Source organism: Sphingomonas sp. (genome assembly GCF_024508665.1).
Lineage (GTDB): Bacteria > Pseudomonadota > Alphaproteobacteria > Sphingomonadales > Sphingomonadaceae > Sphingomonas.
This window is the reverse complement of record NZ_JANINP010000007.1, coordinates 1211673-1235571: the sequence shown is the minus strand read 5'-3', so window position 1 is coordinate 1235571 and position 23899 is coordinate 1211673. Positions and strand designations below refer to the sequence as shown.

Below are 23899 nucleotides of genomic sequence, written 5' to 3'. Positions count from 1 at the left end.
CGGGCCCCTCCCTCTCCCGCATGCGGGAGAGGGGTTTAACGGCGAAGTGGTTCCTTACTTCTTCCAGCTCACCGCCTGATCGCCGGCATTTTCGCGAACGAAGCAAGTGCCGCCCTTGGCGCGATAGCTGGCGCAGAGCTGCGCGGCGCCGGCGCGGTCGAACCCGCCGACCGACAGGCGATAGAAGTTCTTGCCCTTGACCGTCACCGACATACCCGTGGGGGCATGGCCGGCGAAGCCCGAATAAGCGCGTGAGGCCCGGGCCCAGGCATCGCGGGCGACGCCCGTGCTGTCATAGGCACCGAGCTGGACATAGAAATTGCCCTTGCTCACGCTGACCTTGGCGGCGCCCGGGGTGGTTGGAGCAGCCATGGGTTTGACGAATGCTGCGGCCTTGATGGCCGTCTTCGGCGCCTTGATGAGCGGCGCCTTGCTGCCTACCGCCGGCTGGACCGGCAAAGGCTGAACTACTTCGGCACGCGGCCCGAAAACCACCGTGCTGACCGTCGGCGCCGGTGCGACGGAAGCGACTGCGACCGGAGCAGCAGTGCCGGTGCTGACCGGCGCGGACGCGACCGCAACCTCTGCCTGCGCCTTGGGCATATAGGCATCGACCGGCGCCGGCGCGCTGGCGACGACCGGCGTGCTGGCGTTGAGTGCGAGCGCGACCGGCTGGCCGGGATCGGCCGCCGGCGTGACACCGAGCAAAGTCGCTACCTGATCGTAACGCGATGCGGGACGCGCGAATGCGGCCCATTCGGTGATCCGCTTGTCGGTGTCGGCGGGCGACAAGTCCATGCCGGCGACCATGCGGGCATCCTGCCAACGGCCGGCGAGCGCCAGGCTGAGCGCCAGATTCTGACGCAATTTGGCGTCGGCACCCGGCTGTTTCGCGACCGGCAACAGAAGATTGACCGCGCTGATCGGGTCACCCGCAAGCGCCATGGCGAGACCCCGGTCGCTGACTGGGATCGATCCAGAATTGCTGTCGAGCGTCTGGCGCGCGCCGGTCCAATCGCCCTCGGCGATCTGGGCGAGCGCCAGGTTAAGCGCGACCTTGCCATCGCCAGGCGACAGCGTCAGCGCATCATTGAACGTGGTGCGGGCCGACGCGAAGCGACCGGCGAGCAGATAGGCCTGGCCCAGCACGGCGCGATAGTCCGCGATCTGCGGACGAAGTTCCACCGCGGCCTCGGCCCAACGCACGGCGTCGTTGCCCTGGCGGTCCGCAAGCGCCTTGCGCGCCTTGGCGATATCCGTTGCCGCGGCCTTGTCATCGACCGCGCTCGACTTCGAGCCGGCGAGCGCGGCGCCCTGATAGATGCCGCCCAACGCGGCGCAAAGCGCGACCGCCGAGAGCCCCATCGTCAATCGCTTCGACTTCATCGCAACGTCCCCCAATTCACCCCTTGGCCCGGGTCGGAAGCTGACGTGCCAGCTCGGCGACTTCGGGCAGCGATTCCAAAAAGGCGTCGAGCGCCCCGGTAACAATCTGTTGGGCCGAACGGCCGGTGACCGCACTGGCCAGGCGCAGCCGCAAATGGCGCTCCTCGTCCAAACGCAAGGTAAACGCGGCCTTGTGCTTGTGCTTGGTGGCGCGCGCGATGCGACTCGCAGCCGTGACCGAGACCGGACGCGGTTCGAACGTTTCGAGCACGGGCACCGGCGCGGTGACCAAGGTCTCGGCCGGCGCTTCAACCGAAATCTCGGCCTCCTCGCTCGGCAGTTCCTCGAGCACCGGCTCGAATTCCTGTTTCAATGCATGGCGCTGCGCCAGCACCGGCGGCACGCCTTCGGGCGGCGGCTGGATCTGATCGTCCTGATGCAAAGGATGCACGTCGGCTACCGGCTCGGGGACATGGCCCATGTCATTCCAGCCGAGATCCTCGAGCCCGGCCAGCGACGCATAACCGCCGGTGAAGCCTTGCGGACGCATCGCCGGGCGCGCCTGCCCCTTGCGGGCGAGCAGGCCGGAAGACAAGGAGGCGAAGGGCTTGGGGTCGCTCATCATCGCGCCGCCCTCAGCTCATCACTCGGCGGCCGAAGCCGCCACCGCCGGCCTGCGGACGCACGCCGAAGCCGGGATGCTGCATCGCGGTCGGCGCGGCAAATACGGTTCGACGGAAATTCTTTTCGAGACGGTCGGAGATATAGGCCCACAACTCGGCGATTTCCGCGGCCGATCGGCCTTTGGGGTCGACCTCCATCACCGTGCGGCCGTCGATCATCGAAGCGGCGAAATCGGTACGATGGTGGATCGTGATCGGAGCGACCGTGCCGTGCTGCGACAGCGCGACTGCGGCTTCCGAGGTGATCTTGGCCTTGGGCGTCGCGCCATTGACGACGAAGATCAGCGGCTTGCCCGCACGCTCGCACAAATCAACCGTGGCACCGACCGCGCGCAAGTCATGCGGCGAGGGACGCGTCGGAATGACGATCAGCTCGGCCACCTGGATGACGCTCTGGATCGCCATGGTGATGGCTGGTGGCGTATCGATCACCGCCATCTTGAAACCCTGCTGACGCAGCACTTCGAGATCGGCGGCGAGCCGCGCCACAGTAGTCTGGGCAAAGGCCGGAAATTCCGTCTCTCGCTCATTCCACCAATCCGACAGCGATCCCTGGGGGTCGATGTCGATCAGCACAACGGGGCCGGCTCCGGCGAGCTGTGCCTGCACCGCCAGGTGCCCAGACAGCGTCGTCTTGCCCGATCCGCCCTTCTGCGATGCCATCGCGAGAACGCGCATTGATCCTGTTACTCCCCGCTATTCGGGAAGCGAGGTGCCACGGGGCGAACTAAGAACAGGTTAACGCCGTGATATTCAGTTGTGACCCGAAACGATCATGGATAACCTTTTCTTTGCCATTCGCCCGTTACAGCGCGATATTATCCCTGAAAGTGTATTTTGGGCGGGACACAAGTAACATGCGAATGCTGATCGGCGCTGCGGCGCTTTCCCTTGCCGCTATCGCGGCGACTGTCGGCATCGGCGCGCCGGCCATGGCCGACACCAAGGCGGGAGTCGATGCCTGGAACCGCGGCGACTATAAGGCGGCGGTCGACGAATGGCGCAAGGCGGCGATCGCGGGCGACGCCGACGCACAGTTCAATCTCGGCCAGGCCTACAAGCTGGGGCGCGGAGTGCCGGTCGATTTGCCGATGGCGGAAAGCTGGTATCGCAAGGCGGCGCTGCAGGGTCACGCACAGGCGGAGGACAATTACGGCCTCGCCCTATTCCAGGACGGCAAGCGCGCCGAAGCCGTGCCGTGGCTCGAAAAGTCGGTCGCGCGCGGCGAGCCGCGGGCCGAACTCGTACTCGGCACGATGTTGTTCAATGGCGACGGGGTCGAGCGCGACTGGGTGCGTGCCTATGCGCTGATGACGCGTTCGTCGGGGGCAGGCTTGCCCCAGGGATCGCAGACGCTCGCTGAAATGGACAAATACATCCCCGCCGACCAGCGTCAGCGCGGCATCGAACTCGCCCACAAGATGGATGCGCAGGTCGCGAGCAACGGCAATTACGGGTCAGAGATTACCGGCGGCGGCCCCGTCGGCCCCACCATCGCGCCGACCGCCGTTCCGCCGTCTTCGGCGCCGGGGCCGGTTTATGGATTGCCCGGCACCAGTTATCCGGCACCCGGCAAGGGATCCAGGCCGGGCAAGAACAAGCCGCCGGTCCTGACGGCCAATCCGCCGCAGACCTACAATCCGGCGCCCGCCTACACTCCCGGACCGGCCAACACTCCACCTCCTGCGTCAGCAGCCCAGCCTGCCCCGCGCCCGAAGCCGGCGCCCGTCCGGCCCGCGCCGGAACCCGCACCCGTCGCGGTCGCGAGCGGCGGCGGCTGGCGCGTCCAGTTCGGCGCCTTCCGCGACGAGGGCAATGCCAAGGCTCTGTGGACGCGGCTCAAGGGCGAGGTCGGCGGTCTTGCCGGCATGCAGCCTTATCTGCGTCGTGTCGGGCCGATCACCAAGCTCCAGGCCGGCCCGATCCGTTCGCAGGCCGATGCGGCCCGATTGTGCGGCACGGTCAAGCGCGCCGGGTCGGAGTGCGTGCCGGTCAGGCCGTAACGCCGGGGCGCAACCGTATCAGGCGGTCAGGCCGGTATAATCCGGTCCGTACACCGCCTGGCAGATGTCGCGGTGCGATGTCCCGTCGAATAGGATGAGCTGGACGAAGAACACTACGGCCAGACATCCAGCGATTGTGAACGCTCGCTATTCCAATTCAACGCCTTCTGTCCAACAGCCGGGTCGAGGTGAACCCGCTCCGAGGAAAGATGACCAGCCTCTCTCCGACCTGCGGGAGAGGTCTTTTATCGCGCCAGCCGATTGCCATGCGCGGGGGATTCACACTCAGACCGCCGCCCAATCCTTCCGCGCAACACCCTGCGCGAACAAAAGCGTCGTCAGGTCGCCATGGTCGATCCGTGCTCCCGCCGCCGCTGCCACGACCGGCTTGGCGTGATAGGCGACGCCCAGCCCGGCCTGGGTGATCATCGCCAGATCGTTGGCGCCGTCGCCGACCGCCAGCGTCTCCGCGCGCGACAGACCGAGGTCGAGCACGGCCTCTGACAAGGTCGCCAGCTTGGTCGATGCGTCGACGATCGGCTTGGTCACGGTGCCGGCGAGCTTGCCCTCGGCGATTTCGAGCACATTGGCGATCGCGCGGGTGAAGCCGATCTCCGCGGCGACCGGCTCGGCGAAGCGGGTGAAGCCGCCCGATACCAGGATCGCGGTCGCCCCCCAGCCGCGCATCGTGCGGACCAGTTCGCGCGCACCGGGCATGATCTTGACGCGCTCGGCCAGGCAGCGTGCGATCACCGCCTCGTTGAGCCCCCTCAACAGGGCAACCCTTGCATCGAGCGCCTCGCCGAAATCGAGGTCGCCGCGCATCGCCGCTTCGGTCACCGCGGCTATCTCGGTCTTGATTCCGGCATAATCGGCGAGCTCGTCGATGCATTCGACCGTGATCATGGTCGAATCCATATCGGCCACGATCAGTTTCTTGCGGCGATGTTCGGCCGGCTGGACGACGATGTCATAACCCTGCCCTTCCAGCGCCGTGCGCGCGGCGTCGGGCTCGCGGCCGAACTGGAGATCGATCGCCTCCCCTTCCTCCACCCAGACATGGGCCACGGGCAGGCACCCGGCGGCGTCGAGCCGGTCGCGCGCGGCAGTGACCTCGCCCTGGGGCAGATCGGGGGCTATCAGGGTCGCGATGAACAAGCCGGGTCTCCTTGAAGCCGCCGCCCTACCCCTTCGCGTCGCGCGAAGTCGAGACACCTTTGGTTGTCGCGAGCCTGTCCCTGGCTTCGTTCGATACGGACGGCTCTAGAAATGGCGACGCTTCCGAAGGTCGCGTTGATCGCCGGCCCGACCGCGAGCGGAAAGTCAGCGCTCGCGCTGCAATTGGCCGAGCGGTTCGGCGGCACGATCATCAACGCCGACAGCGCGCAAGTCTATCGCGACTTGCGCATCGTCACTGCCCGCCCCTCCCCCGAAGAAGAAGCGCGGGCGCCGCATCGTCTGTTCGGCCATGTCGATGCCGCCGACACCGGCTATTCCGCCGCGCGCTGGGCAACCGAAGCGCGGATCGAGATCGAGCGCGCACTGGCCGCCAGCAGCTTGCCGGTCCTGGCCGGCGGCACCGGACTCTATCTCCGCACGCTGATCGACGGCATCGCGCCGGTGCCCGAGATCGACCCTGCGATCCGCGCCGACGTGCGCGCGATGAACCTCTCCGATGCCTATGCGGCACTTACCATCGTCGACCGGGCTGAAGCGGCAAGGCTCAACCCGGCCGACACCACGCGCATCTGCCGCGCGCTGGAAGTCATTCGCTCGACCGGGCGCCCGATCGCCGAGTGGCGGCGCGAGCGCATGGGCGGAATCGGCGAGCGCATAAATCTAGTCGCCACGATCCTGCTACCGCCACGCGACTGGCTGAACGAGCGCATCGACCGCCGCTTTGCCGCGATGGTCGATACCGGCGCCATGGAGGAAGTGGCAAACCTGATCGCTCGCGAGGACGTGCCACTCGACGCCCCGATCCGCCGCGCGATCGGCATGCCCGAGCTCGCTGCCGCTGTGCTCGGAGAGATCACGCTGGCTGATGCGATCGAACGCGCCAGTCTCGCCACGCGTCAATATGCCAAGCGACAATATACCTGGTTCCGCAATCAGCCGCCGGCGGACTGGATTCGCACGGAAGAGACAGATAGTTTCAAGCTTGGTAGCGAAATAGCAATAAGATTATAGCATTCTCGGTTGACGCGTAGTTTTCATGCACGTAGAGCCGCCCGTCTGCAATCATGTTGCGTATGCGAAGAAGGAGGACATTGTCGTGGCCGAAAAAAGTGGAGCCGATATCCTGGTCGAGGCGCTGTGCGATCTCGGCGTGGAAGTCGTGTTCGGCTATCCCGGCGGCGCGGTGCTTCCGATCTATGACGCGATCTTCAAGCAGAAGCGGCTGCGGCATATCCTGGTCCGGCACGAACAGGCCGCGACCCACGCCGCCGAGGGCTATGCGCGGTCGACCGGCAAGCCGGGCGTGGTGCTCGTCACCTCCGGGCCCGGCGCGACCAATGCGGTCACCGGGATCACCGACGCACTGATGGATTCGATCCCGATGGTCGTCATCACCGGCCAGGTAGCGACGCACCTGATCGGGTCGGATGCTTTCCAGGAAGCCGATACCGTCGGGATCACGCGGCACTGCACCAAGCATAATTATCTGGTGAAGGACCCGGCGCGGCTCGGCGCCACGGTCCATGAGGCGTTCCATATCGCGACCTCGGGCCGCCCGGGGCCGGTCGTCATCGACATCCCCAAGGACGTCCAGGTCGCCACCGCAAAGTACACGCGGCCCGGCCCGATCCAGCACAAGACCTATCGTCCGCAGATCAAGGCCGATCCGGCGGTAATCGAGCAGTTGGTCGACATGCTGGCGGCGGCCGAGCGACCGATCCTCTACACGGGTGGCGGGATCATCAATTCGGGACCCGCCGCGTCGCAATTGCTGCGCGAATTGGCCAAGATCACCGGCGCGCCGGTCACTTCGACCTTGATGGGCCTGGGCGCTTTCCCTGCCTCCAGCCCGCAATGGCTCGGCATGCTCGGCATGCACGGGACTTATGAAGCGAACTGGGCAATGAACCAGGCGGATCTGATCCTCGCCCTGGGCGCGCGGTTCGACGACCGCGTCACCGGGCGGCTGGACGCCTTCGCGCCCAATGCGCGCAAGGTCCATGTCGATATCGACCGGTCGAGCATCAACAAGACCGTGCGCATCGATCTCGGCATCGTCGCCGATGTCGGCCGTGTGCTGGAGGACATGGTGCGCGTGTGGAAAGCGCGCCAGCATCCCAAGCCGGACACCAGCGAATGGTGGCGCCGGATCGAGGGCTGGCGCGCGGTCAGGAGCCTCGATTTCCCCGAGGGCAACGGCAAGGAGATCATGCCGCAACGCGCGATCCGCGCATTGTGGGAAGCGACCAAGGACCAATCGCCGATCATCACCACCGAAGTCGGCCAGCATCAGATGTGGGCGGCGCAGCATTTCGATTTCGAAGCGCCCAACAAATGGCTGACCTCGGGCGGGCTCGGCACGATGGGCTATGGCCTGCCGGCCGCAATCGGTGCGCAGCTCGGCAATCCCAAGTCGCTGGTCATCGATATCGCCGGCGAAGCGTCGATCCAGATGAATATCCAGGAACTCGCAACGGCGACGCAATACCGGCTGCCGGTCAAGATCTTCATCTTGAATAACGAATATATGGGCATGGTCCGCCAGTGGCAGGAACTGACCTATGAGGGCCGCTACGCCGAAAGCTATTCGGACAGCCTGCCCGATTTCGTGAAGCTCGGCGAAGCCTATGGCTGGAAAGGCATCCTGATCGAGGAAATGTCGCAGCTCGACGGCGGCATTGCCGACATGATCGCGCATGACGGCCCCGTGATCGTCGATTGCCGCGTCGCCAAGCTGGCAAATTGCTTCCCGATGATCCCGTCGGGCGCATCGCACACCGAGATGATCCTGCAGACCGACAAGGTCGCGGGCACGCTCGACGACGAAGCCAAGGCGCTAGTGTGATGAGCCTGTTCGTCGCCCCGGCGAAGGCCGGGGCCGCCGCGTTGCTGCGCGTCCGCCCGACCCATTCACCGGCCCCGGCCTCCGCCGGGGCGACGAGTTGAACCTATGCACATCAAGGAAGAAAAATCCGAGCGTCACACGCTCGCGGTCATCGTCGACAACGAGCCGGGCATCCTGGCGCGGATCGCCGGTCTGTTCACCGCACGAGGCTATAATATCGAGAGCCTGACGGTGAGCGAGATCACCGAGGACAAGCAGGTCAGCCGGATCACGATCGTGACGTCGGCGAGCAGTCATGTCCTCGAACAGATCGTGGCGCAGCTCGACCGGTTGGTGCCGGTGCACAAGGTCCGCGACCTCACCGCCGAGGGCGCGCATGTCGAGCGCGAATTGGCGTTGGTCAAGGTGCGCGGCACCGGGGAGGCGCGGATCGAGGCGTTGCGGCTGGCCGAAGTGTATCGCGCCCGCGTGGTCGATGCGACGATATCGAGCTTCGTGTTCGAGGTGACCGGCGGGACCGAGAAGATCGACAAGTTCGTCGAGTTGATGAACGAGGTCGGCCTGATCGAAGTCGCGCGCACCGGCATCGTCGCCATTTCGCGGGGGAAGGACGCGGCGTAGCGATCGAGAGATCGCGTCACCCCAGCGGAAGCTGGGATCTCGCGCCGCAGGGGAATCAATTCATGAGATGCCAGCTTCCGCTGGCATGACGGTTAAGTTCGAAAGGGAACCAAATGCGTGTCTATTACGATCGCGACGCCGATCTGAACCTGATCACCGACAAGAAGATCGCCATCGTCGGCTATGGGTCGCAGGGCCACGCCCATGCTCAGAACCTGCGCGATTCCGGTGTGAAGGATGTCGCGATCGCGCTGCGCGAAGGCTCGGCCACCGCGAAGAAGGCGGAAGGCGCCGGCTTCAAGGTGCTGTCGAACAAGGACGCGGCGAACTGGGCCGATATCCTCATGATCCTCGCGCCCGACGAGCACCAGGCCGCGATCTGGGAGAACGACCTCAAGGGCAATATGCGCCCGGGCTCGGCGATCGCCTTCGCACACGGCCTCAACGTCCATTTCGGCCTGATCGAAGCGCCGTCGGACATCGACGTGATCATGATCGCGCCCAAGGGCCCCGGTCACACGGTACGCAGCGAATATGTCCGCGGCGGCGGCGTGCCTTGCCTGATCGCGATCCATCAGGATGCCAGCGGCAATGCGCATGACATCGCGCTCGCTTACGCCTCGGGCGTCGGCGGTGGCCGGTCGGGCATCATCGAAACAAACTTCAAGGAAGAATGCGAGACCGACCTGTTCGGCGAACAGGCGGTGCTGTGCGGCGGCATCACCCACTTGATCCAGGCCGGGTTCGAGACTTTGGTCGAAGCCGGCTATGCGCCGGAAATGGCCTATTTCGAGTGCCTCCACGAAACCAAGCTCATCGTCGACCTGCTCTATGAGGGCGGCATCGCCAACATGCGCTATTCGATCTCCAACACTGCGGAATATGGCGACATCACCACCGGCCCGCGGATCATCACCGACGAGACCAAGGCCGAGATGAAGCGCGTGCTGGCCGACATCCAGTCGGGCCGTTTCGTCAAGAACTTCGTCCTCGACAATCGCGCCGGCCAGCCCGAGCTCAAGGCGGCGCGCAAGGCGGCAGCCGCGCATCCGATCGAGAAGATCGGCAGCGAGCTGCGCGCGATGATGCCATGGATCGGCGCGAACAAGCTGGTCGACAAGGAAAAGAACTGACGCGTCGCTGATTTCGTCTAAACCCGGCCCCGTCATCAACGCGGGGCCGGAGGCGGAATGAGCGAAGTCGGGGAAGGCAGGCCGGGGATCGGCCGTGTCGAGGCTTTTTCGGACGGGGTGCTGGCGATCATCGTCACCATCATGGTGCTCGAATTGCACGCACCCGAATTGCCCGGGCTCGACAAGCTGGTCCACCTCTGGCCGGTCTTCCTCGCTTATGTGCTGAGCTTCGCCTATGTCGGCATCTATTGGGCGAACCACCACCGCTTGTTCAGCCACGCCATGCGGGTCACCAACCTGCTGATCTGGCTGAACCTCGGACTGCTCTTCACGTTGTCGTTGATTCCATTCACCGCGGCCTATCTCGGCGAACAGCATTTCAGCCGCGAGGCGACGTTGGTCTACCTTGCCTCGATGGTCTTGCCCGGTCTGGTCTACGTGCCGTTACAGGGCGAGATCCGGCGCACCGGCGTCCATGGCCCGCAGGCGGACACCTATCATCGCCAGACCTCGCGCAAGGGCATCGCCGCGGTCTTGATCTATCTGGCCGGAGCGGCTCTCACCTTCCTGTCCCCGTGGCTCGGTATCGCCGCAGCTGCGCTGGTCGCGTTCCTCTGGTGCCTGCCCAAGAGCCCATTCGACGCGCTGTTCGGCGATTGAAGTCACGCAATCTTCGCGCACCCTTTACCCCTCTCTCGCTCGCGGGAAAGGGCTTTAACCGTCAGGCTGGTTGCAGCGCTCGGAAGTGCCGCACGGTCTCGTCCGACACGCCCGAGAGCAGCACGCGCAAGCGATCGTCGAATGCGTCCACCGATTCCCGCCGATCACGATAGATCATCGTCCAGTCGCCGAACTCGCGATGCTCTATCGGCCGGTCGACCAGAATCTCGAGCTCGCGATGGCGGTCGTCGCCGTGAAGCCGCGCGAGCAAGTCCGACATGCTGTCGGCAGGGCCCTCGATCGCCTGCAGAAACTCGCTTTCCTCGGTGTAGAGCAACCCGGTGATGCCATCGATCCCATTGCGCGCCACCGCCTGCCGCAGGATGCCGGGAATGTCGTCCGCGGCTCGGCCGCTATCGGCGGTGGTGGTGCTGCGATAAATGATCTGACGCATGGTTACTCCTTACAGGACAGCCAATCTGCCCTAACCCGCGATAGAAAACCTTGCCGTGGATCAGTGCAGAAACGCGCTGGACTTCGTTAACCTCATCGCGCTAGGGCTGATCGCGAGATGACGATCGGACTCGGCCTTACCCTGCTTCGACTTACGCGCCCTTAGGCGCGTACTTCATCCCGCGTGCCGGCAACGGCGCGCACCGCGCCTAAGGGCCTGACCCTCCCCGCCGCTCCTGACGACGAGAAGAGCCATAGCCATGTTGCGCGATCCATCGACGAAATACCGCCCCTTCCCCCCTATCAACCTGCCCGACCGGCAATGGCCGTCTCGGACGATCACCAAGGCGCCGATCTGGCTGTCGACCGACATGCGCGACGGCAACCAGGCGCTGATCGATCCGATGGACGCCGAGAAGAAGACGCGTTTCTTCGACCTGATCGTCAAGACCGGGATCAAGGAAATCGAGGTCGGCTTCCCAGCGAGCGGCGCGACCGATTTCGACTATATCCAGGACCTGGTGCGGTCCGGCCGCGTGCCCGACGACGTCACGCTGCAGGTACTGACCCAGGCGCGCCGCGACCTGATCGAGACGACGTTCGACAGTTTGGTCGGCGCGCCCACCGCGATCGTGCATTTGTACAACGCGGTCTCGCCCGCCTGGCGCAAGATCGTGTTCGGCATGACCAAGGACGAGATCAAGGCGATCGCGATCGAGGGTGCCAAGATGCTGCGCGATTGCGCCGCGGCGCGGCCGGGAACCGATTGGCGGTTCGAATACAGCCCCGAAACCTTCTCCACCGCCGAAGTCGACTTCTCGGTCGAGGTTTGCGCCGCGGTGATGGACGTACTGCAGCCGACGCCCGACAAGCCGATCATCTTCAACCTGCCGGCGACGGTCGAGTGCGCGACGCCGAACGTCTATGCCGACCAGATCGAGCTGTTCGGGCGTACCATCCCCAATCGCGACAGCGTGATCATCAGCTTGCACACGCATAACGACCGCGGCACGGGCGTCGCAGCCGCCGAACTGGGCCTAATGGCTGGGGCCGACCGCGTGGAGGGCTGCCTGCTGGGCAATGGCGAGCGGACCGGCAATTGCGACCTGGTGACGGTCGCGCTCAACATGTACACGCAAGGCGTCGATCCGAAGCTCGACTTCTCCGACATCGACCAGATCATCAACACGGTGACCTATTGCACCAATTTGCCGGTGCACCCGCGCCATGCCTATGCCGGCGAGCTGGTCTACACGTCCTTCTCGGGCTCGCATCAGGACGCGATCAAGAAGGGGTTCGCCGCGCGCGAGCGCCAGAATGACGATGTCTGGGAAGTGCCCTATCTGCCGATCGATCCCGCCGATCTAGGCCGCAGCTACGAAGCGGTGATCCGGGTCAACTCGCAATCGGGCAAGGGCGGCGTCGCCTGGATCCTGGAGCAGGACAAGGGACTGAAGCTGCCGAAGCGGCTCCAGGCCGATTTCTCCAAGCACGTCCAGGTCTTGGCCGACCAGACCAGCCGCGAGCTCGATGCCGACGATATCTGGCAGCTCTTCCGGCGCACCTACCTGCCCTATGGCGGCGAACGGCTGCAGCTCCAGGCTTATGACGAGACGCGCGCGCCCAATGGCGAACGCATCTTCGCCGGCAGCATCGCCGAGACGGGCAGCGTCAAATCGGTGAGCGGGCGCGGCAACGGCCTCATCTCCAGCGTCCTCGCCGGCATCCGCGACGGGTTCGGCATCGAGCTTGAGGTGGTCGACTATGTCGAGCACGCGATCGGCCACGGCACCGACGTGCAAGCCGCCGCTTATGTCGAATGCCGCGCGGCGGACGGCGGCACGGTCTGGGGTGTCGGCATCGACGAGGACGTGGCAACCGCGAGCGTCCGCGCGGTGCTGAGCGCGGCGAACCGGGCTAGCTGAGGTCTCGTTCGCCCAGTCGCGCTTATCCCGACCGGCTCGGCTGCCTTGAGTTTCTTGTCCGCGGATCGCGGCGCCATGATCCCCGGCACTAAGTCCAAGGGGATGGATCGAAGACGGGACTCAAGTCATATCTTCAGGCGCGGGCGGCCCATGAAATCGCGTTTGCCCAGCTTGACGCCTTTCCAGCGCAGAATGTCGTATGCCGTCGTCGCGTGGAAATAGAAGTTGGGCTGGGAGAAGGAGAGCAGGAAGTCTTCCGCGGTGAACGGCATCGTCATCTCTCCCATCGTGAAGCGCATATCGCGGCCAACAAAGCCGTTGATCTCCTCGGGGTCGAGCGCCTCAACCGCGGCCAGCGCATGACTGACGGCCTCTCGCAGTCCTCCGAATGTTGTCGGCCAGGGGGTCCTGTCGGGAGAGAAAACGCCGGCCCGCACACCCTCGATCGCCCCTATCGAATGCGCCGAGCAGGACTTCACCTGATAGCCGAACGGCAGCATGTCGTCGGCAAGCCGTGCGGCGTGGAGATCGGCAGGATCGCAGCCGGTCTCGGCGCAATGCGCCTCCGCCTTGTCGAGCAAACCGCGCACGGCGCCCAGGATCTGCACGTAATTGGGAATGATGGCGGAATAGAGCGACAAGGTCATATCATTCTCCCTGCTGGATGTCCGTTTATGGCGCTAATCCGCCTCAATCGCGCGTGCGCGTGATCTCACACCCTATCTGCGCATCGGGATAGATATCGGGCTTAGTCGATCGCACGGTCACCGCGACCACGCGGCGATCGGCGAAGCACAGCGCCGCGATGCGTTCGCACAGCACTTCCTGCAACATCACGTGCCCGCTGGCAGCGATCGCCAGCACACCTTCGCGGATATGGTCGTAATCGACCACCCCCTCGATCCGATCTTCCGGTATCGCGGGATAACGGCAAGTCATCGACACAGAGACCAGGACGCGTTGCGGACCGGCCAATTCCACCTCGTGAATGCCCAGCCCCATCCGTAGCTCGAGCCCGTCGAGCCGGATCGTGTAGGTCGCCTCAGCCATCGCGGCGCCCGGGGGTCGAGAACATCACATCTCCCTGCCGCTTGAGGAACCGCTGGCCATTATCGAGGAACAGATTGTGCCCCGTCACCGCCGGCGTCGTGAGCAGATACTCGACCGCGCGCGCCACTTCCTCGATCGGCACCGGCCGGCGCAACAGATTCTCGTCGGCGACGCTCCGGAATTCCGCCTCGCTCTGATCGCCGCTCGGAAGTGTCAGCCCAGGCGACACTGCATTGACCCGCACGCGCGGCGCCAGCGCCTGGGCAAGCATCGTCGTCGCGCCTTCCAGTGCGATCTTGGTCAGCGTGTAGCTGAAGAAATCCGGGTTGAGGTTGGCGACCTTCTGGTCGAGCAGGTTGACCACCGCGCCGTCCTCCAGCCCGTCCTGTTCGGCCAGCGCACAAGCCAGCGCGGTGGGCGCGGCGAGGTTCACCGCAGTCAGCCGGGCGAGCAAGGCGGGATCGACATACGGCGGCCGGTCGAACTCGAAGACCGATGCGCAATTGACCAGCCCGTCGATCGGACCGTCCATGGCGTTGCGCGCCGCGCGCAGGATCACCGAGGCGGAATCGGGCGCGGCAAGGTCGCCGGCTACCGTGGCGACGCGATCGCCCGACGGATCGAGCTTCTGCGCCAGCGATACGGCATCCTCGTCGTGCAGATGGTGATGATGGATCACCACGCGATGCCCCGCCCCCGCCAGCGCGCGGACGATCGCTGCGCCGATCCGCCGCGATCCACCAGTGACCAGAACCGTGCGAATGCGCGTCACGCCCTGCCCTGCATGTCCATCAGTGCCAGGACTTCGCGCCGGCTGCGTTCGTCGTCGCGGAACACGCCCATCATGCGGCTGGTGACCATCGACACGCCAGGCGTACGGACGCCGCGCGCGGTCATGCAGGCATGCGTCGCCTCGATCACGACGGCCACGCCCTGGGGCTTGAGATTGTCCCAGATGCAATCGGCGACCTCGGCGGTCAGCCGTTCCTGCACCTGCAGCCGCCGCGCGAAACCGTGCAGCACGCGCGCCAGCTTGGAAATCCCGACCACCCGGTTCTTCGGCAGATAGGCGATGTGCGCCTTGCCGATGATCGGTGCCATATGGTGTTCGCAATGCGATTGGAAGGGAATGTCGCGGAGCAGGACGATGTCGTCATACCCGCCCACTTCCTCGAACACCCGCTTCAGATGCACTGCCGGATCGTCCAGATAGCCGGCGCAATATTCCTTCCATGCCCGCGCCACGCGCAACGGCGTATCCAGCAACCCCTCGCGTCCGGGCTCGTCGCCAGCCCAGCGAATCAGCGTCCGCACGGCCTCCGCGACCTCGTCCGGGACCGGAATCTTCGGCGCGGGCGCCACCAGATCGCCGTCATTCAAATCATCGTCATGGTCATTCATCGCTGTCGATCCGGTCTTTCAAACCTGCGTGACGTTACGTCAGGGCCGCAAAATAGAGACTTGGGTATGTTCCATACTGTTTCTTTTAAGCAACAGACTACGAAACCCGCCTATTTCGTGCCTGAACCCCATTGACGCCGCAAGACCAAGCTACCTAGGCTCCGTCCACTAACTCGGAAAACCACGCCAACCGGCACAAAGATCGGGGCGACTGCATGAGGGGATGTATCATGAGGAAGTTCGAACTGCTCGCCGCATCGGCCATCGCGCTGATCGCAGCCACGCCAGCCATGGCGCAGGACACGCCGGCTCCCGCCACCGCGGCACCGGCACCCGCGCCACAGGCCGACGACCAGGATCAGATCGGTGACATCGTCATCACCGCGCAGCGTCAGTCCGAAACCCTCCAGACCGTGCCGATCGCGGTCTCGGCGTTCAGCTCGGAAGCGCTGAAGGCGCAACAGATCAACACGACCAGCGACCTTCAGCTGACGCTGCCGAACATCACCTTCACCAAGAGCAACTTCACCTCGTCCTCGTCGTTCAACATTCGTGGCATCGGCGACCTCTGCGTCGGCGTCACCTGCGACGCGGCGACCGCGATCCACGTCAACGACGTGCCGGTGCTCGGTTCGCCGATCTTCCAGAACGAATATTTCGACATGGAGCGCGTCGAAGTCCTGCGCGGCCCGCAGGGCACGCTGTTCGGCCGCAACGCGACCGGCGGCGTGATCAACTTCATCACGGCGAAGCCGGATTTGTCGGGCATCCATGCCTCGGGCGACGTCGAATACGGCAATTACAACAGCGTCCGCGTCAAGGGCATGTTCAACCTGCCGTTGGGCGACGTGTTCGGCGTCCGCGTCGCGGGCTATTATCTGAACCGCGACGGCTTCACCAAGAACCTTTCCACCAACAGCAATATCGACGGCCGCAACCAATATGACGTCCGTGTGTCGCTGCGCTTCCAGCCGACCGCGAACACGACGCTCGACATCGTCGGCCATTATTTCAAGGAAGATGACGATCGCTCGCGCGTCCAGAAGCAGCTGTGCCATCGTGATCCGACCGGCGTGCTGGGCTGCTTGCCCGACCGTCTCGCGTTCGAGCAGGTCAATGGCGATGCCACCCTGGCATCGGTCCTGACTTCGAGCCAGTTCCTGCGCCTGCGCGCCTCGACGGCAGCGCTCGCGCCGTTCGCGCTCGGCAGCGTCTATGCGAGCGACGGCGACAGCTATACCGGCTACACCAATCCCGCCGACATGCGCACGGTCAATATCGACTCGCTGCCGCGCTTCAAGACCAACGAAAAACAGGTCCTGGTCAATTTCAGCCAGGATTTCGGCAAGGTCCTCTTCAAGCTCGACGGCGGATATACCGAAGGAAGCACCGACTCGACGGTCGACTATAATATCGGCATCGAGCGGTCCTATGCGACGAACCCGGGCCTGAATGCCTTCAACGCGGTGGCCGGTGCGGGCCTTCTCGGGCCGGGCTATCTGGCGGTTCGCAACATCCTGCTGCCCAACGGCAATACCTCGACTCTCTGTCAGTCGCTCGCGGAGCCGACCGGCACCGGCGTCTATAGCGGCCACAAGATCTGCGCGCCCACCAGCCTCGACTTCGACCGATCGACCGCGAGCGGCAAGCAGTGGTTCGGTGAAGGCATCATCTCGTCCAAGCTGGACGGTCCGTTCAACTTCCTGCTCGGTGCGGGCTATCTCGACTATAAGGTCACCGACAACAGCTATTACGTGAACTCGTTCGCGCTCGATTACGCGGCGGGCCTGCTCGGCGGCGGCACCGGCAACGTGCTCGGCACGCCCTTCTACCGCAACGATTCAGAATTCTATCATTTGAAGAGCTACGGTTTCTTCGGTGAGGGCTATTTCAACTTCAGCAACAATCTGAAGCTGACCGCCGGTCTGCGCTACAATCATGACGAGAAAGACTATCAGTCGCGTACCAACCTGCTGAACTGCGGGGTTCCGATCGGCGCCGCGAACGCTTATTCGTCACCGCTGTTCTCCTGCTACGACGCCGATCCGGTGCGGGCGGGGAACCAGCCGCTGGCGATCAACAACGTCAGCTTCGGGCGCCTGACCGGCCGTGCGGTGCTCGATTGGCAGATCACCTCGCGCAACCTGCTCTACTTCTCCTATTCGCGTGGTTATAAGTCGGGCGGCATCAACCCGTCGCTGGCCGCCGGGTTCAGCGTCCCGCTGACTTTCGGTCCGGAAACGGTCAACGCCTTCGAAATCGGCTCGAAGAACACCTTCCTGGGCGGCACGCTGCGCCTCAACCTCACGGCCTTCTACTACCAGTACAAGCAGTTGCAGCTGAGCCGCATCGTCGCCCGCACGTCGGTCAACGATAACGTCGACGCCGATATCTACGGGGCCGAGGCCGAAGCGATCATCAAGCCGAGCGATTCGGTGCTGATCAACCTGTCGGCCAGCTACCTGCACACCAAGGTTTCCACCGACAAGTTCCTCGCAAACCCGCAGGATCCGTCGGGCGGCCGATCCGACGCGGTGATCATCAAGGATGTCACCAACGGTTCGAACTGCGCGGTCGTGTCCAATTCGGGCAACGCAGCAATCTCGAACGGCTTCGTGAATGGCGTGAACACGGCAATCAACAGCGGCCAGTTCGCCGCCCTGGGCATCCCGGCCCAAGCGGGCAACTTCCAGGGCACGACGCCAATCCCGGGCACCAACACGACCGGTGCGTTCAGCGTTTGCGATATTTTGTTGGCCGCTTCTGCAGCATCGCCGGCGGTCACCGTTCTTCCGTCAGGCGTCGCCGTGAACATCAAGGGCAACGAACTGCCGCAATCGCCGCACTACAAGTTCTCGGCGGGCATTCAGTGGACCGGGCATCTGGGCGGTGACTGGACGATCGTCCCGCGCGCCGACCTGGCCTATACCGGCGGCTATTACGGCAGCATCTTCAACAACAACGTGAACCGGATCCAGGGCTATGAAGTGATTAACGCCCAGGTCCAGCTGAACGGGCCGAGCGACAAATTCTATGTCCGTGCGTTCATCCAGAACCTGGCCAACAACAACGCGATCACGGGTCTCTACGTGACCGACCAGTCGTCGGGCCTGTTCACCAACGCGTTCACGCTCGAACCGCGCCGCTACGGCCTCGCCGCCGGCTTCAAGTTCTGAGGCGACGCGGAAACAGCACCATCGCTTACGCCTAACGGCGCAGCACGCACCACCTGAGGCCCCGGTTTAATCCGGGGCCTTTTTTAATTCTATCCCCGCCTCCGGTTGTCCCGACATACCTGCGGCGGGCATAGGCAATATCGCTCCACCGCAGCTAGCCGCGTAGAAGAATTTCGTCTCCACTCCCAATTCGACGGCGAGAGACTGTATCTATCCGAAATGAATACGAAATTTTGGATTTACTTCGTTTCGTCAATTGCCAATCGGAGTAATCTAGAGCAGCCTCAATCAAGTTCCGAATCAGGGGGCAATCATGGCTCGACTAGCTACGGCGCTGACTGTCTGCGCCGGTTCGATGGTGCTCGCCGCGATGGCAACCGGCATGGCCGGTGCCTCCGAAACGGTCAATTACACCTACGATGCCAAGGGACGCCTGGTGAAGGTCGTGCATACCGGTACGGTCAACAACAACGTCGTCTCGAACTACAGCTTCGACAAGGCGGATAACCGCGTCAATGTGAACGTGACCGGCGCGCCATAACCGCACCGGCAGCTTCTCGCTTTCAACCTTTATTGGGCTAACTGGGGAGGACGAACGATGTTCGGCCATAAGTTCGCGCGCGTAATTCTCGCATCGACTGCGTTAGCGGGAGGATGCCTCGCGGCACCGTCGCGAGCTCAGACTACCTCCCTGCCATCAGTACCTGATGAGTTGGTCGCTGATGATCAAGGCTTCGATCTGCTGTCGACAAGCTACCAGAAACAGGCGGAATCGCTAACTGTTGGTGACGCCGACACGGGCCTAACTTTTCAAAGAACTTGGACTAACGGGGCATGGGTTCACAATTATAACTTTGAGCTATCCGTTGCACCTCCATATGCCAGTCCGGAATATCGGAACTTGGGCTCCATATCAGGCGTGATCGGCAAGAATAGAGTGAACTTTTACTGGGATGGAACGAACTACCTTGATTCTTCCGAATCGGGAAACACCGTCACTCCTTCTGGAACAGGATATATCATAACTCTTAAAGATGGTACAAAGATAGTATTCGATAGAGACATAACTTGTGGATGTAATTCCGGATCATCGGGCCATCAATTTATAGCGAGCGCAATTATTAAACCTTCCGGAGAACATATAACTTTATACTATAAAGTCAATCCAGGAACACCACCTTACTATTTTGATATCGGGCATAGAATATCCAGCGCCGTTAGCAGTAACGGCTACGAATTGAAATTCGAATATGTGGCTGATATCCCCTCATTTTCACTTAGCAGCGACACAGACTATAACAGAATTAAGAGTGTTACCGGATACAATCTGGCGACTAATTACTGCGATCCTCAAGCTGATCACTGCTCTGCTCCGCCAACGAATCTTCCTAGACTGTCATACGTCTATTCCAGCCCACCGGCCCAATACGGCGACCCATGGTACGTTAATGTCTCGGATGCAATGGGCAGAACGACGACTTACACCTTAAATCAATATTTTGTATCTCCGTCCTATTACAATAGGATTATCGGTATTCTTCGGCCAGGCGATGTAAGTAATTCCACATCCGTTACCTACGGAGATTCTAATAATCCAGATAGAGTGACCTCGATTACGAACGATGGTGTGACATACAACTATAGCACCACCGATACCTATACAGGCGCCGACCAGGGATTTCTAATCGTTTCTGGACGCACCATAGTCAGGACGAATCCGACCGGCGCGAGTATCACTTATAAAGCGGCGGATTTCGTGGCTAATTCGGGTCGAATCACCAGCGTGATAGATCCACTATCCCACCAAACGGACTATGGTTATGATGTCGCCGGGCGCTTGACGTCTGTACATAATCCAGAAGGTGATACCAAAACCTACGCATACGATGGGCGGGGCAACCTCCTTAGCGTAACCGAAGCGGCCAAACCCGGCTCCGGTCTTGCTAATATCGTATTGTCAGCGACCTATCCGAGCAATTGCACCAACGCTCTTACATGCAATCAACCTCTGACGGTCGTCGATGCCAAGAGCAACACCACCACGTTCAGTTATGATGCCACCCACGGAGGCGTGCTTACCGTTACTTCGCCTGCTGCCAGCTCGGGGGGTGTGAACCCTCAAACGCGGTACGGCTACACCGCGTTGCAGGCAGTGTATAAGAATAGCACGGGCGCAATTGTTACTTCTGGGTTCCCCACCTACAAGCGGACGTCGATTTCCAGTTGCCAGACTTTGTCGAGCTGCATCGGCACAGCCGACGAAACGCGTACGACCCTTGCATACGCTGGAAACGGCATCACAAACAATTTGACATTAACTTCGCAGACGGACGCCGCCGGAGACGGATCGGTGAGCGCAACCACAGCGTTCACCTATGATGATGTTGGTAACGTGGCCAGCATTGACGGCCCTCTGGCCGGTAGCAGTGACACCGTGACTTATCGCTATGACGCCGATCGCGAGCGCGTTGGGGCGATTTCGCCCGACCCTGACGGCGCCGGCGCGCTCAAGCGACGCGCCATAAGAACGACCTACAACAATAATGGACAGCCAACCCTCATCGAAGCTGGGACGGTGAACGGCACTACGGATAGTGACTGGTCGGCGTTCGTTTCGCTTCAGCAGCAAGCCACGACCTATGACGTCAATGCGCGAAGGGAGACTGACAGGATTAGCAGCAATGGTACGACATATAGCCTCGCGCAGTACAACTACGATACCGATGGCCGGTTAGATTGCACGGCGATGCGGATGAAGCCGAGCGCCTATGGTTCACTTCCCTCGGCCTGCACGGCGACGAGCGGCCCCGGCGACATCGACCGCATCACCAAGATGTCTTATGACAATGCTAATCGCGTCGCCAAGACCACCTCGGCCTACGGAACGGCGGACGCATCGGACGATACCACGGTAACCTACACCGATAACGGCAAGGTCGCGACCGCGACCGACGCCAATGGCAACAAGACCACCTATACCTATGATGGATTCGACCGGCTGTGGAAAACCAACTATCCATCGACCACCAAAGGTTCAGGCACCAGTTCCACGACGGACTATGAGCAGCTGACGTACGACGCCAATGGCAACGTCACGAACAAGCGCGCGAGAGATGGCATCCCGATCGCTTTTGGCATTGACAATCTCAACCGGGTGACCTCGCGCACTGAGAACGGCTCGCTGGCCAGGCAGTACGGCTATAATCTCTTCGGTCAGCTCACGAGCTCAAGCTGGCCGAACGGCGGTTCACCCGAAACGTTGACCTATGACGCGTTGGGCCGGCTGACTTCGCGCGCCGAGCCTTACACGACGCTGAGCTATCAATATGATGCCGCCGGCCGTCGCACGCGCGTAACCTGGCCCGATGGCCTATATGCCAGTTATAATTACGACCTGTTGAACGAGATGACGACCGTCCTCGAGAACGGGTCGACGACGCTCGCCACATACGGCTATGACGATTTCGGCCGCCGTACGAGCCTGACGCGAGGCAACGGCACCGCTACGTATTACAGCTATGACGGCGCCTCGCGCCTGACCTGCCTGCGGTTCGATCTTGCCGGCGGTGGCACGCTCGACTGTAATCCGACGGCGAGCGGCCAGGACAATGCGATCACCTTCGGCTATAATCCTGCAGGCCAGATCGTGTCACGCACCAGTGCAAACACCGCTTACGCCTGGACGGGTAGCGTAAACGTCAACCGCGTCTACACTGCGAACGGGCTCAATCAATATACCGCCTCGGGCAGCGTGGCGCTGGGCTATGATGGGCGGGGCAATCTCAACGCGTCGGGCAGTTCGACCTACGGCTATGATGCGGTCAACCACCTCACCACGACGAACGGCGCGGCTAGCCTTTTGGAATATGGCTCGCTGGACGAGCTGCAGGGATACAATCTCCCGTCGAGCTATCCTCGGTTCGCCAGCGACGGCGGCAATATCGTTTCAGAATACCTGTGGGGATCGCCGATTACCCTACAACGCCGTTATGTTTATGGGGCAAGTGCGGACGAGCCGCTGGTCTGGTACGAAGGCAACGGCACGAGCGATAAGCGCTGGCTGGTAGCCGACGAGCGCGGCTCCGTGGTCGCTGTCACCAATGCCAGCGGCAGCGCCACCAACATCAACACCTATGACGAATATGGCATCCCGGCCGCGAGCAATCTGGGGCGGTTCCAATATACCGGGCAGGCTTGGCTCTCGGAGGTTGGCCTCTATTCCTACAAGGCGCGGATGTACTCACCGACCCTCGGGCGGTTCATGCAGACCGATCCGATCGGCTATGTCGATGGAATGAATTGGTATAATTATGTCGGAGGTGATCCAGCCAATAGATCAGATCCGACGGGTACCGAAAACTATCTAGATAAAGGCCCTGGCGCAGCCGTTCCTGCGCCCGATCCAGGTCCTGAAATTGTCATAACAGGCACAAAGATGAGTACAAGGTTAACAACCTTTACTTTTGTGCAGAGCTTAGCATCCATATCCGGAGTTCAAATTAAGAGCATTCCGGATATTGTGGTGACCGGAACTCGATCGTCGGCGACCAACGAGGGAAATCAAAGCGATATCATCGTCAGCGCCAGTAGAAATCAAACAATGGCGCAACCTCAACAATGCATGCAATGTCATGCCGGTATAATGCCGCCCATTCCAGCTCACGCGACGCCAACGTTACCGAAACTCAAAATTCGAGCACCCCAGTTTTTGCGAAATGCGGTCAACTGGATTAAATCGTTTTTGGAGCAGCCCGACGAAAAAGATTTAGTTAAGGTAAAAGATCGCGACGCTAACGGCGTTGCGCAGGATCATGGTTATGACGACGCACATGATGCAAAAGACGGCAGAGGTGGTGGACAAATCGACATTTTCCGAGATAAGACAACAGGGAAATATTGGGTCTGGGACGGGGAACCGGGCTCAGAAAAAGATGAACTATAACAATCGAGCAAACTATGACGATAAAACTCTCGATAACAATGCGAGATTTTCAAGAAGATTCCGGTCGAATCGTTGAAAAGTATAAATTAGTATATAGACATCATGGATCAAAATCCGGCCCGTATCGAAACAGACCAAATACTAGTAATTCTAAATCATATGTGTTTAATTGTATAGACAATGTTCAATGTGAAGATTTGGATCATGCTATTAGAAAGCTAATTGAACAATGGGGCGGAAGAGAATCAATTAAAATGATGATGTATAATGAAGACGTGCTGGATTTATACATAGAGATCGTTATTCGCAATGATCGTGATTTGTCGTATATATCTTTAAGCAACGATTTACTAAGGGAAGTTTCTATCATAGGCGCTAGATTTATATTAACGCTTGATAACATTTAGGCGAAGTTATACAAATGCAGAACTTACGCTTTGTC

The 23899-nt window shown here is 61.7% G+C and carries 19 protein-coding genes; 10 read left to right on the top strand and 9 right to left on the bottom strand.

What is annotated here, in order from left to right; genetic code table 11:
- Positions 1-54 precede the first annotated feature (54 nt).
- From Q0L25_RS21100 to Q0L25_RS21090, 3 genes are read right to left on the bottom strand one after another with little or no spacing between them, the layout of a single operon-like run.
- Complete coding sequence (locus Q0L25_RS21100; protein ID WP_296617717.1) at positions 55-1386, bottom strand: SPOR domain-containing protein; 1332 nt, start codon at positions 1384-1386, stop codon at positions 55-57.
- Positions 1387-1402: 16 nt separating this feature from the next.
- Complete coding sequence (locus Q0L25_RS21095; protein WP_296617716.1) at positions 1403-2008, bottom strand: hypothetical protein; 606 nt, start codon at positions 2006-2008, stop codon at positions 1403-1405.
- Between the two features lie 13 nt (positions 2009-2021).
- Complete coding sequence (locus Q0L25_RS21090; protein WP_296617714.1) at positions 2022-2747, bottom strand: ParA family protein; 726 nt, start codon at positions 2745-2747, stop codon at positions 2022-2024.
- Positions 2748-2926: 179 nt separating this feature from the next.
- On the opposite strand from Q0L25_RS21090, the gene Q0L25_RS21085 reads away from it, so the two are divergent.
- Positions 2927-4072: an SPOR domain-containing protein gene (locus Q0L25_RS21085; RefSeq protein ID WP_296617713.1), complete on the top strand. Its 1146-nt coding sequence runs from the start codon at positions 2927-2929 to the stop codon at positions 4070-4072.
- 285 nt (positions 4073-4357) lie between these two features.
- Here the strand turns inward: Q0L25_RS21085 and serB are convergent, their stop codons facing one another.
- Entirely contained in the window at positions 4358-5230 is an 873-nt protein-coding gene (serB, locus tag Q0L25_RS21080; RefSeq protein ID WP_296617711.1) for a phosphoserine phosphatase SerB, read from the bottom strand.
- 111 nt (positions 5231-5341) lie between these two features.
- On the opposite strand from serB, the gene miaA reads away from it, so the two are divergent.
- The 5 genes from miaA to Q0L25_RS21055 all read left to right on the top strand — a co-directional run bounded on the left by miaA (position 5342) and on the right by Q0L25_RS21055 (position 10510).
- Positions 5342-6262 (top strand): tRNA (adenosine(37)-N6)-dimethylallyltransferase MiaA, encoded by a 921-nt coding sequence (gene miaA, locus Q0L25_RS21075; RefSeq protein ID WP_296617710.1) that lies wholly within the window; start codon positions 5342-5344, stop codon positions 6260-6262.
- 85 nt (positions 6263-6347) lie between these two features.
- Entirely contained in the window at positions 6348-8096 is a 1749-nt protein-coding gene (locus Q0L25_RS21070; protein WP_296617709.1) for an acetolactate synthase 3 large subunit, read from the top strand.
- A gap of 105 nt (positions 8097-8201) precedes the next feature.
- Positions 8202-8717, top strand: coding sequence for an acetolactate synthase small subunit (gene ilvN / locus Q0L25_RS21065; protein WP_296617707.1), 516 nt, complete (start codon positions 8202-8204; stop codon positions 8715-8717).
- A 113-nt stretch (positions 8718-8830) separates the two neighbouring features.
- Positions 8831-9850 (top strand): ketol-acid reductoisomerase, encoded by a 1020-nt coding sequence (gene ilvC, locus Q0L25_RS21060; protein ID WP_296617706.1) that lies wholly within the window; start codon positions 8831-8833, stop codon positions 9848-9850.
- A gap of 57 nt (positions 9851-9907) precedes the next feature.
- Positions 9908-10510: a TMEM175 family protein gene (locus tag Q0L25_RS21055; RefSeq protein ID WP_296617704.1), complete on the top strand. Its 603-nt coding sequence runs from the start codon at positions 9908-9910 to the stop codon at positions 10508-10510.
- 61 nt (positions 10511-10571) lie between these two features.
- Here the strand turns inward: Q0L25_RS21055 and Q0L25_RS21050 are convergent, their stop codons facing one another.
- Positions 10572-10964, bottom strand: coding sequence for a BLUF domain-containing protein (locus Q0L25_RS21050; RefSeq protein ID WP_296617702.1), 393 nt, complete (start codon positions 10962-10964; stop codon positions 10572-10574).
- Between the two features lie 259 nt (positions 10965-11223).
- On the opposite strand from Q0L25_RS21050, the gene leuA reads away from it, so the two are divergent.
- A complete protein-coding gene (gene leuA, locus Q0L25_RS21045; RefSeq protein ID WP_296617701.1) occupies positions 11224-12888 on the top strand; it encodes a 2-isopropylmalate synthase in 1665 nt (554 codons plus the stop codon).
- A 125-nt stretch (positions 12889-13013) separates the two neighbouring features.
- On the opposite strand, the gene Q0L25_RS21040 is transcribed toward leuA, so the two are convergent.
- From Q0L25_RS21040 to folE, 4 genes are read right to left on the bottom strand one after another with little or no spacing between them, the layout of a single operon-like run.
- Positions 13014-13535, bottom strand: a complete 522-nt coding sequence (locus Q0L25_RS21040) for a DUF1993 family protein (RefSeq protein WP_296617700.1) — start codon at positions 13533-13535, stop codon at positions 13014-13016.
- Between the two features lie 43 nt (positions 13536-13578).
- A complete protein-coding gene (locus Q0L25_RS21035) occupies positions 13579-13938 on the bottom strand; it encodes a dihydroneopterin aldolase (protein WP_296617698.1) in 360 nt (119 codons plus the stop codon).
- Positions 13931-14710 (bottom strand): SDR family oxidoreductase, encoded by a 780-nt coding sequence (locus tag Q0L25_RS21030; RefSeq protein ID WP_296617697.1) that lies wholly within the window; start codon positions 14708-14710, stop codon positions 13931-13933. The genes Q0L25_RS21035 and Q0L25_RS21030 overlap by 8 nt, the downstream gene beginning before the upstream one ends.
- The gene (gene folE / locus Q0L25_RS21025; protein WP_296617695.1) at positions 14707-15339 is read right to left on the bottom strand and encodes a GTP cyclohydrolase I FolE; all 633 of its coding nucleotides are present in this window, start codon (positions 15337-15339) and stop codon (positions 14707-14709) included. The genes Q0L25_RS21030 and folE overlap by 4 nt, the downstream gene beginning before the upstream one ends.
- Before the next feature lie 230 nt (positions 15340-15569).
- On the opposite strand from folE, the gene Q0L25_RS21020 reads away from it, so the two are divergent.
- From Q0L25_RS21020 to Q0L25_RS21010, 3 genes are all read left to right on the top strand, one after another.
- Positions 15570-18515: a TonB-dependent receptor gene (locus tag Q0L25_RS21020; protein ID WP_296617693.1), complete on the top strand. Its 2946-nt coding sequence runs from the start codon at positions 15570-15572 to the stop codon at positions 18513-18515.
- Between the two features lie 313 nt (positions 18516-18828).
- Positions 18829-19056 carry a hypothetical protein gene (locus tag Q0L25_RS21015; RefSeq protein WP_296617692.1) on the top strand — a complete coding sequence of 76 codons (228 nt, stop codon included), beginning with the start codon at positions 18829-18831 and terminating at the stop codon, positions 19054-19056.
- A gap of 1086 nt (positions 19057-20142) precedes the next feature.
- Positions 20143-23457 carry an RHS repeat-associated core domain-containing protein gene (locus Q0L25_RS21010; protein ID WP_296617690.1) on the top strand — a complete coding sequence of 1105 codons (3315 nt, stop codon included), beginning with the start codon at positions 20143-20145 and terminating at the stop codon, positions 23455-23457.
- The last annotated feature ends 442 nt before the right edge of the window (positions 23458-23899 follow it).

What these genes read in the sequence shown, in the direction of transcription:
- Q0L25_RS21100 (WP_296617717.1), bottom strand. Translation starts at nt 1,386, where the DNA reads ATGAAGTCGAAGCGATTGACGATGGGGCTCTCGGCGGTCGCGCTTTGC.
- Q0L25_RS21095 (WP_296617716.1), bottom strand. Translation starts at nt 2,008, where the DNA reads ATGAGCGACCCCAAGCCCTTCGCCTCCTTGTCTTCCGGCCTGCTCGCC.
- Q0L25_RS21090 (WP_296617714.1), bottom strand. Translation starts at nt 2,747, where the DNA reads ATGCGCGTTCTCGCGATGGCATCGCAGAAGGGCGGATCGGGCAAGACG.
- Q0L25_RS21085 (WP_296617713.1), top strand. Translation starts at nt 2,927, where the DNA reads ATGCGAATGCTGATCGGCGCTGCGGCGCTTTCCCTTGCCGCTATCGCG.
- miaA (WP_296617710.1), top strand. Translation starts at nt 5,342, where the DNA reads ATGGCGACGCTTCCGAAGGTCGCGTTGATCGCCGGCCCGACCGCGAGC.
- ilvN (WP_296617707.1), top strand. Translation starts at nt 8,202, where the DNA reads ATGCACATCAAGGAAGAAAAATCCGAGCGTCACACGCTCGCGGTCATC.
- ilvC (WP_296617706.1), top strand. Translation starts at nt 8,831, where the DNA reads ATGCGTGTCTATTACGATCGCGACGCCGATCTGAACCTGATCACCGAC.
- Q0L25_RS21055 (WP_296617704.1), top strand. Translation starts at nt 9,908, where the DNA reads ATGAGCGAAGTCGGGGAAGGCAGGCCGGGGATCGGCCGTGTCGAGGCT.
- Q0L25_RS21050 (WP_296617702.1), bottom strand. Translation starts at nt 10,964, where the DNA reads ATGCGTCAGATCATTTATCGCAGCACCACCACCGCCGATAGCGGCCGA.
- leuA (WP_296617701.1), top strand. Translation starts at nt 11,224, where the DNA reads ATGTTGCGCGATCCATCGACGAAATACCGCCCCTTCCCCCCTATCAAC.
- Q0L25_RS21040 (WP_296617700.1), bottom strand. Translation starts at nt 13,535, where the DNA reads ATGACCTTGTCGCTCTATTCCGCCATCATTCCCAATTACGTGCAGATC.
- Q0L25_RS21035 (WP_296617698.1), bottom strand. Translation starts at nt 13,938, where the DNA reads ATGGCTGAGGCGACCTACACGATCCGGCTCGACGGGCTCGAGCTACGG.
- folE (WP_296617695.1), bottom strand. Translation starts at nt 15,339, where the DNA reads ATGAATGACCATGACGATGATTTGAATGACGGCGATCTGGTGGCGCCC.
- Q0L25_RS21020 (WP_296617693.1), top strand. Translation starts at nt 15,570, where the DNA reads ATGAGGAAGTTCGAACTGCTCGCCGCATCGGCCATCGCGCTGATCGCA.
- Q0L25_RS21015 (WP_296617692.1), top strand. Translation starts at nt 18,829, where the DNA reads ATGGCTCGACTAGCTACGGCGCTGACTGTCTGCGCCGGTTCGATGGTG.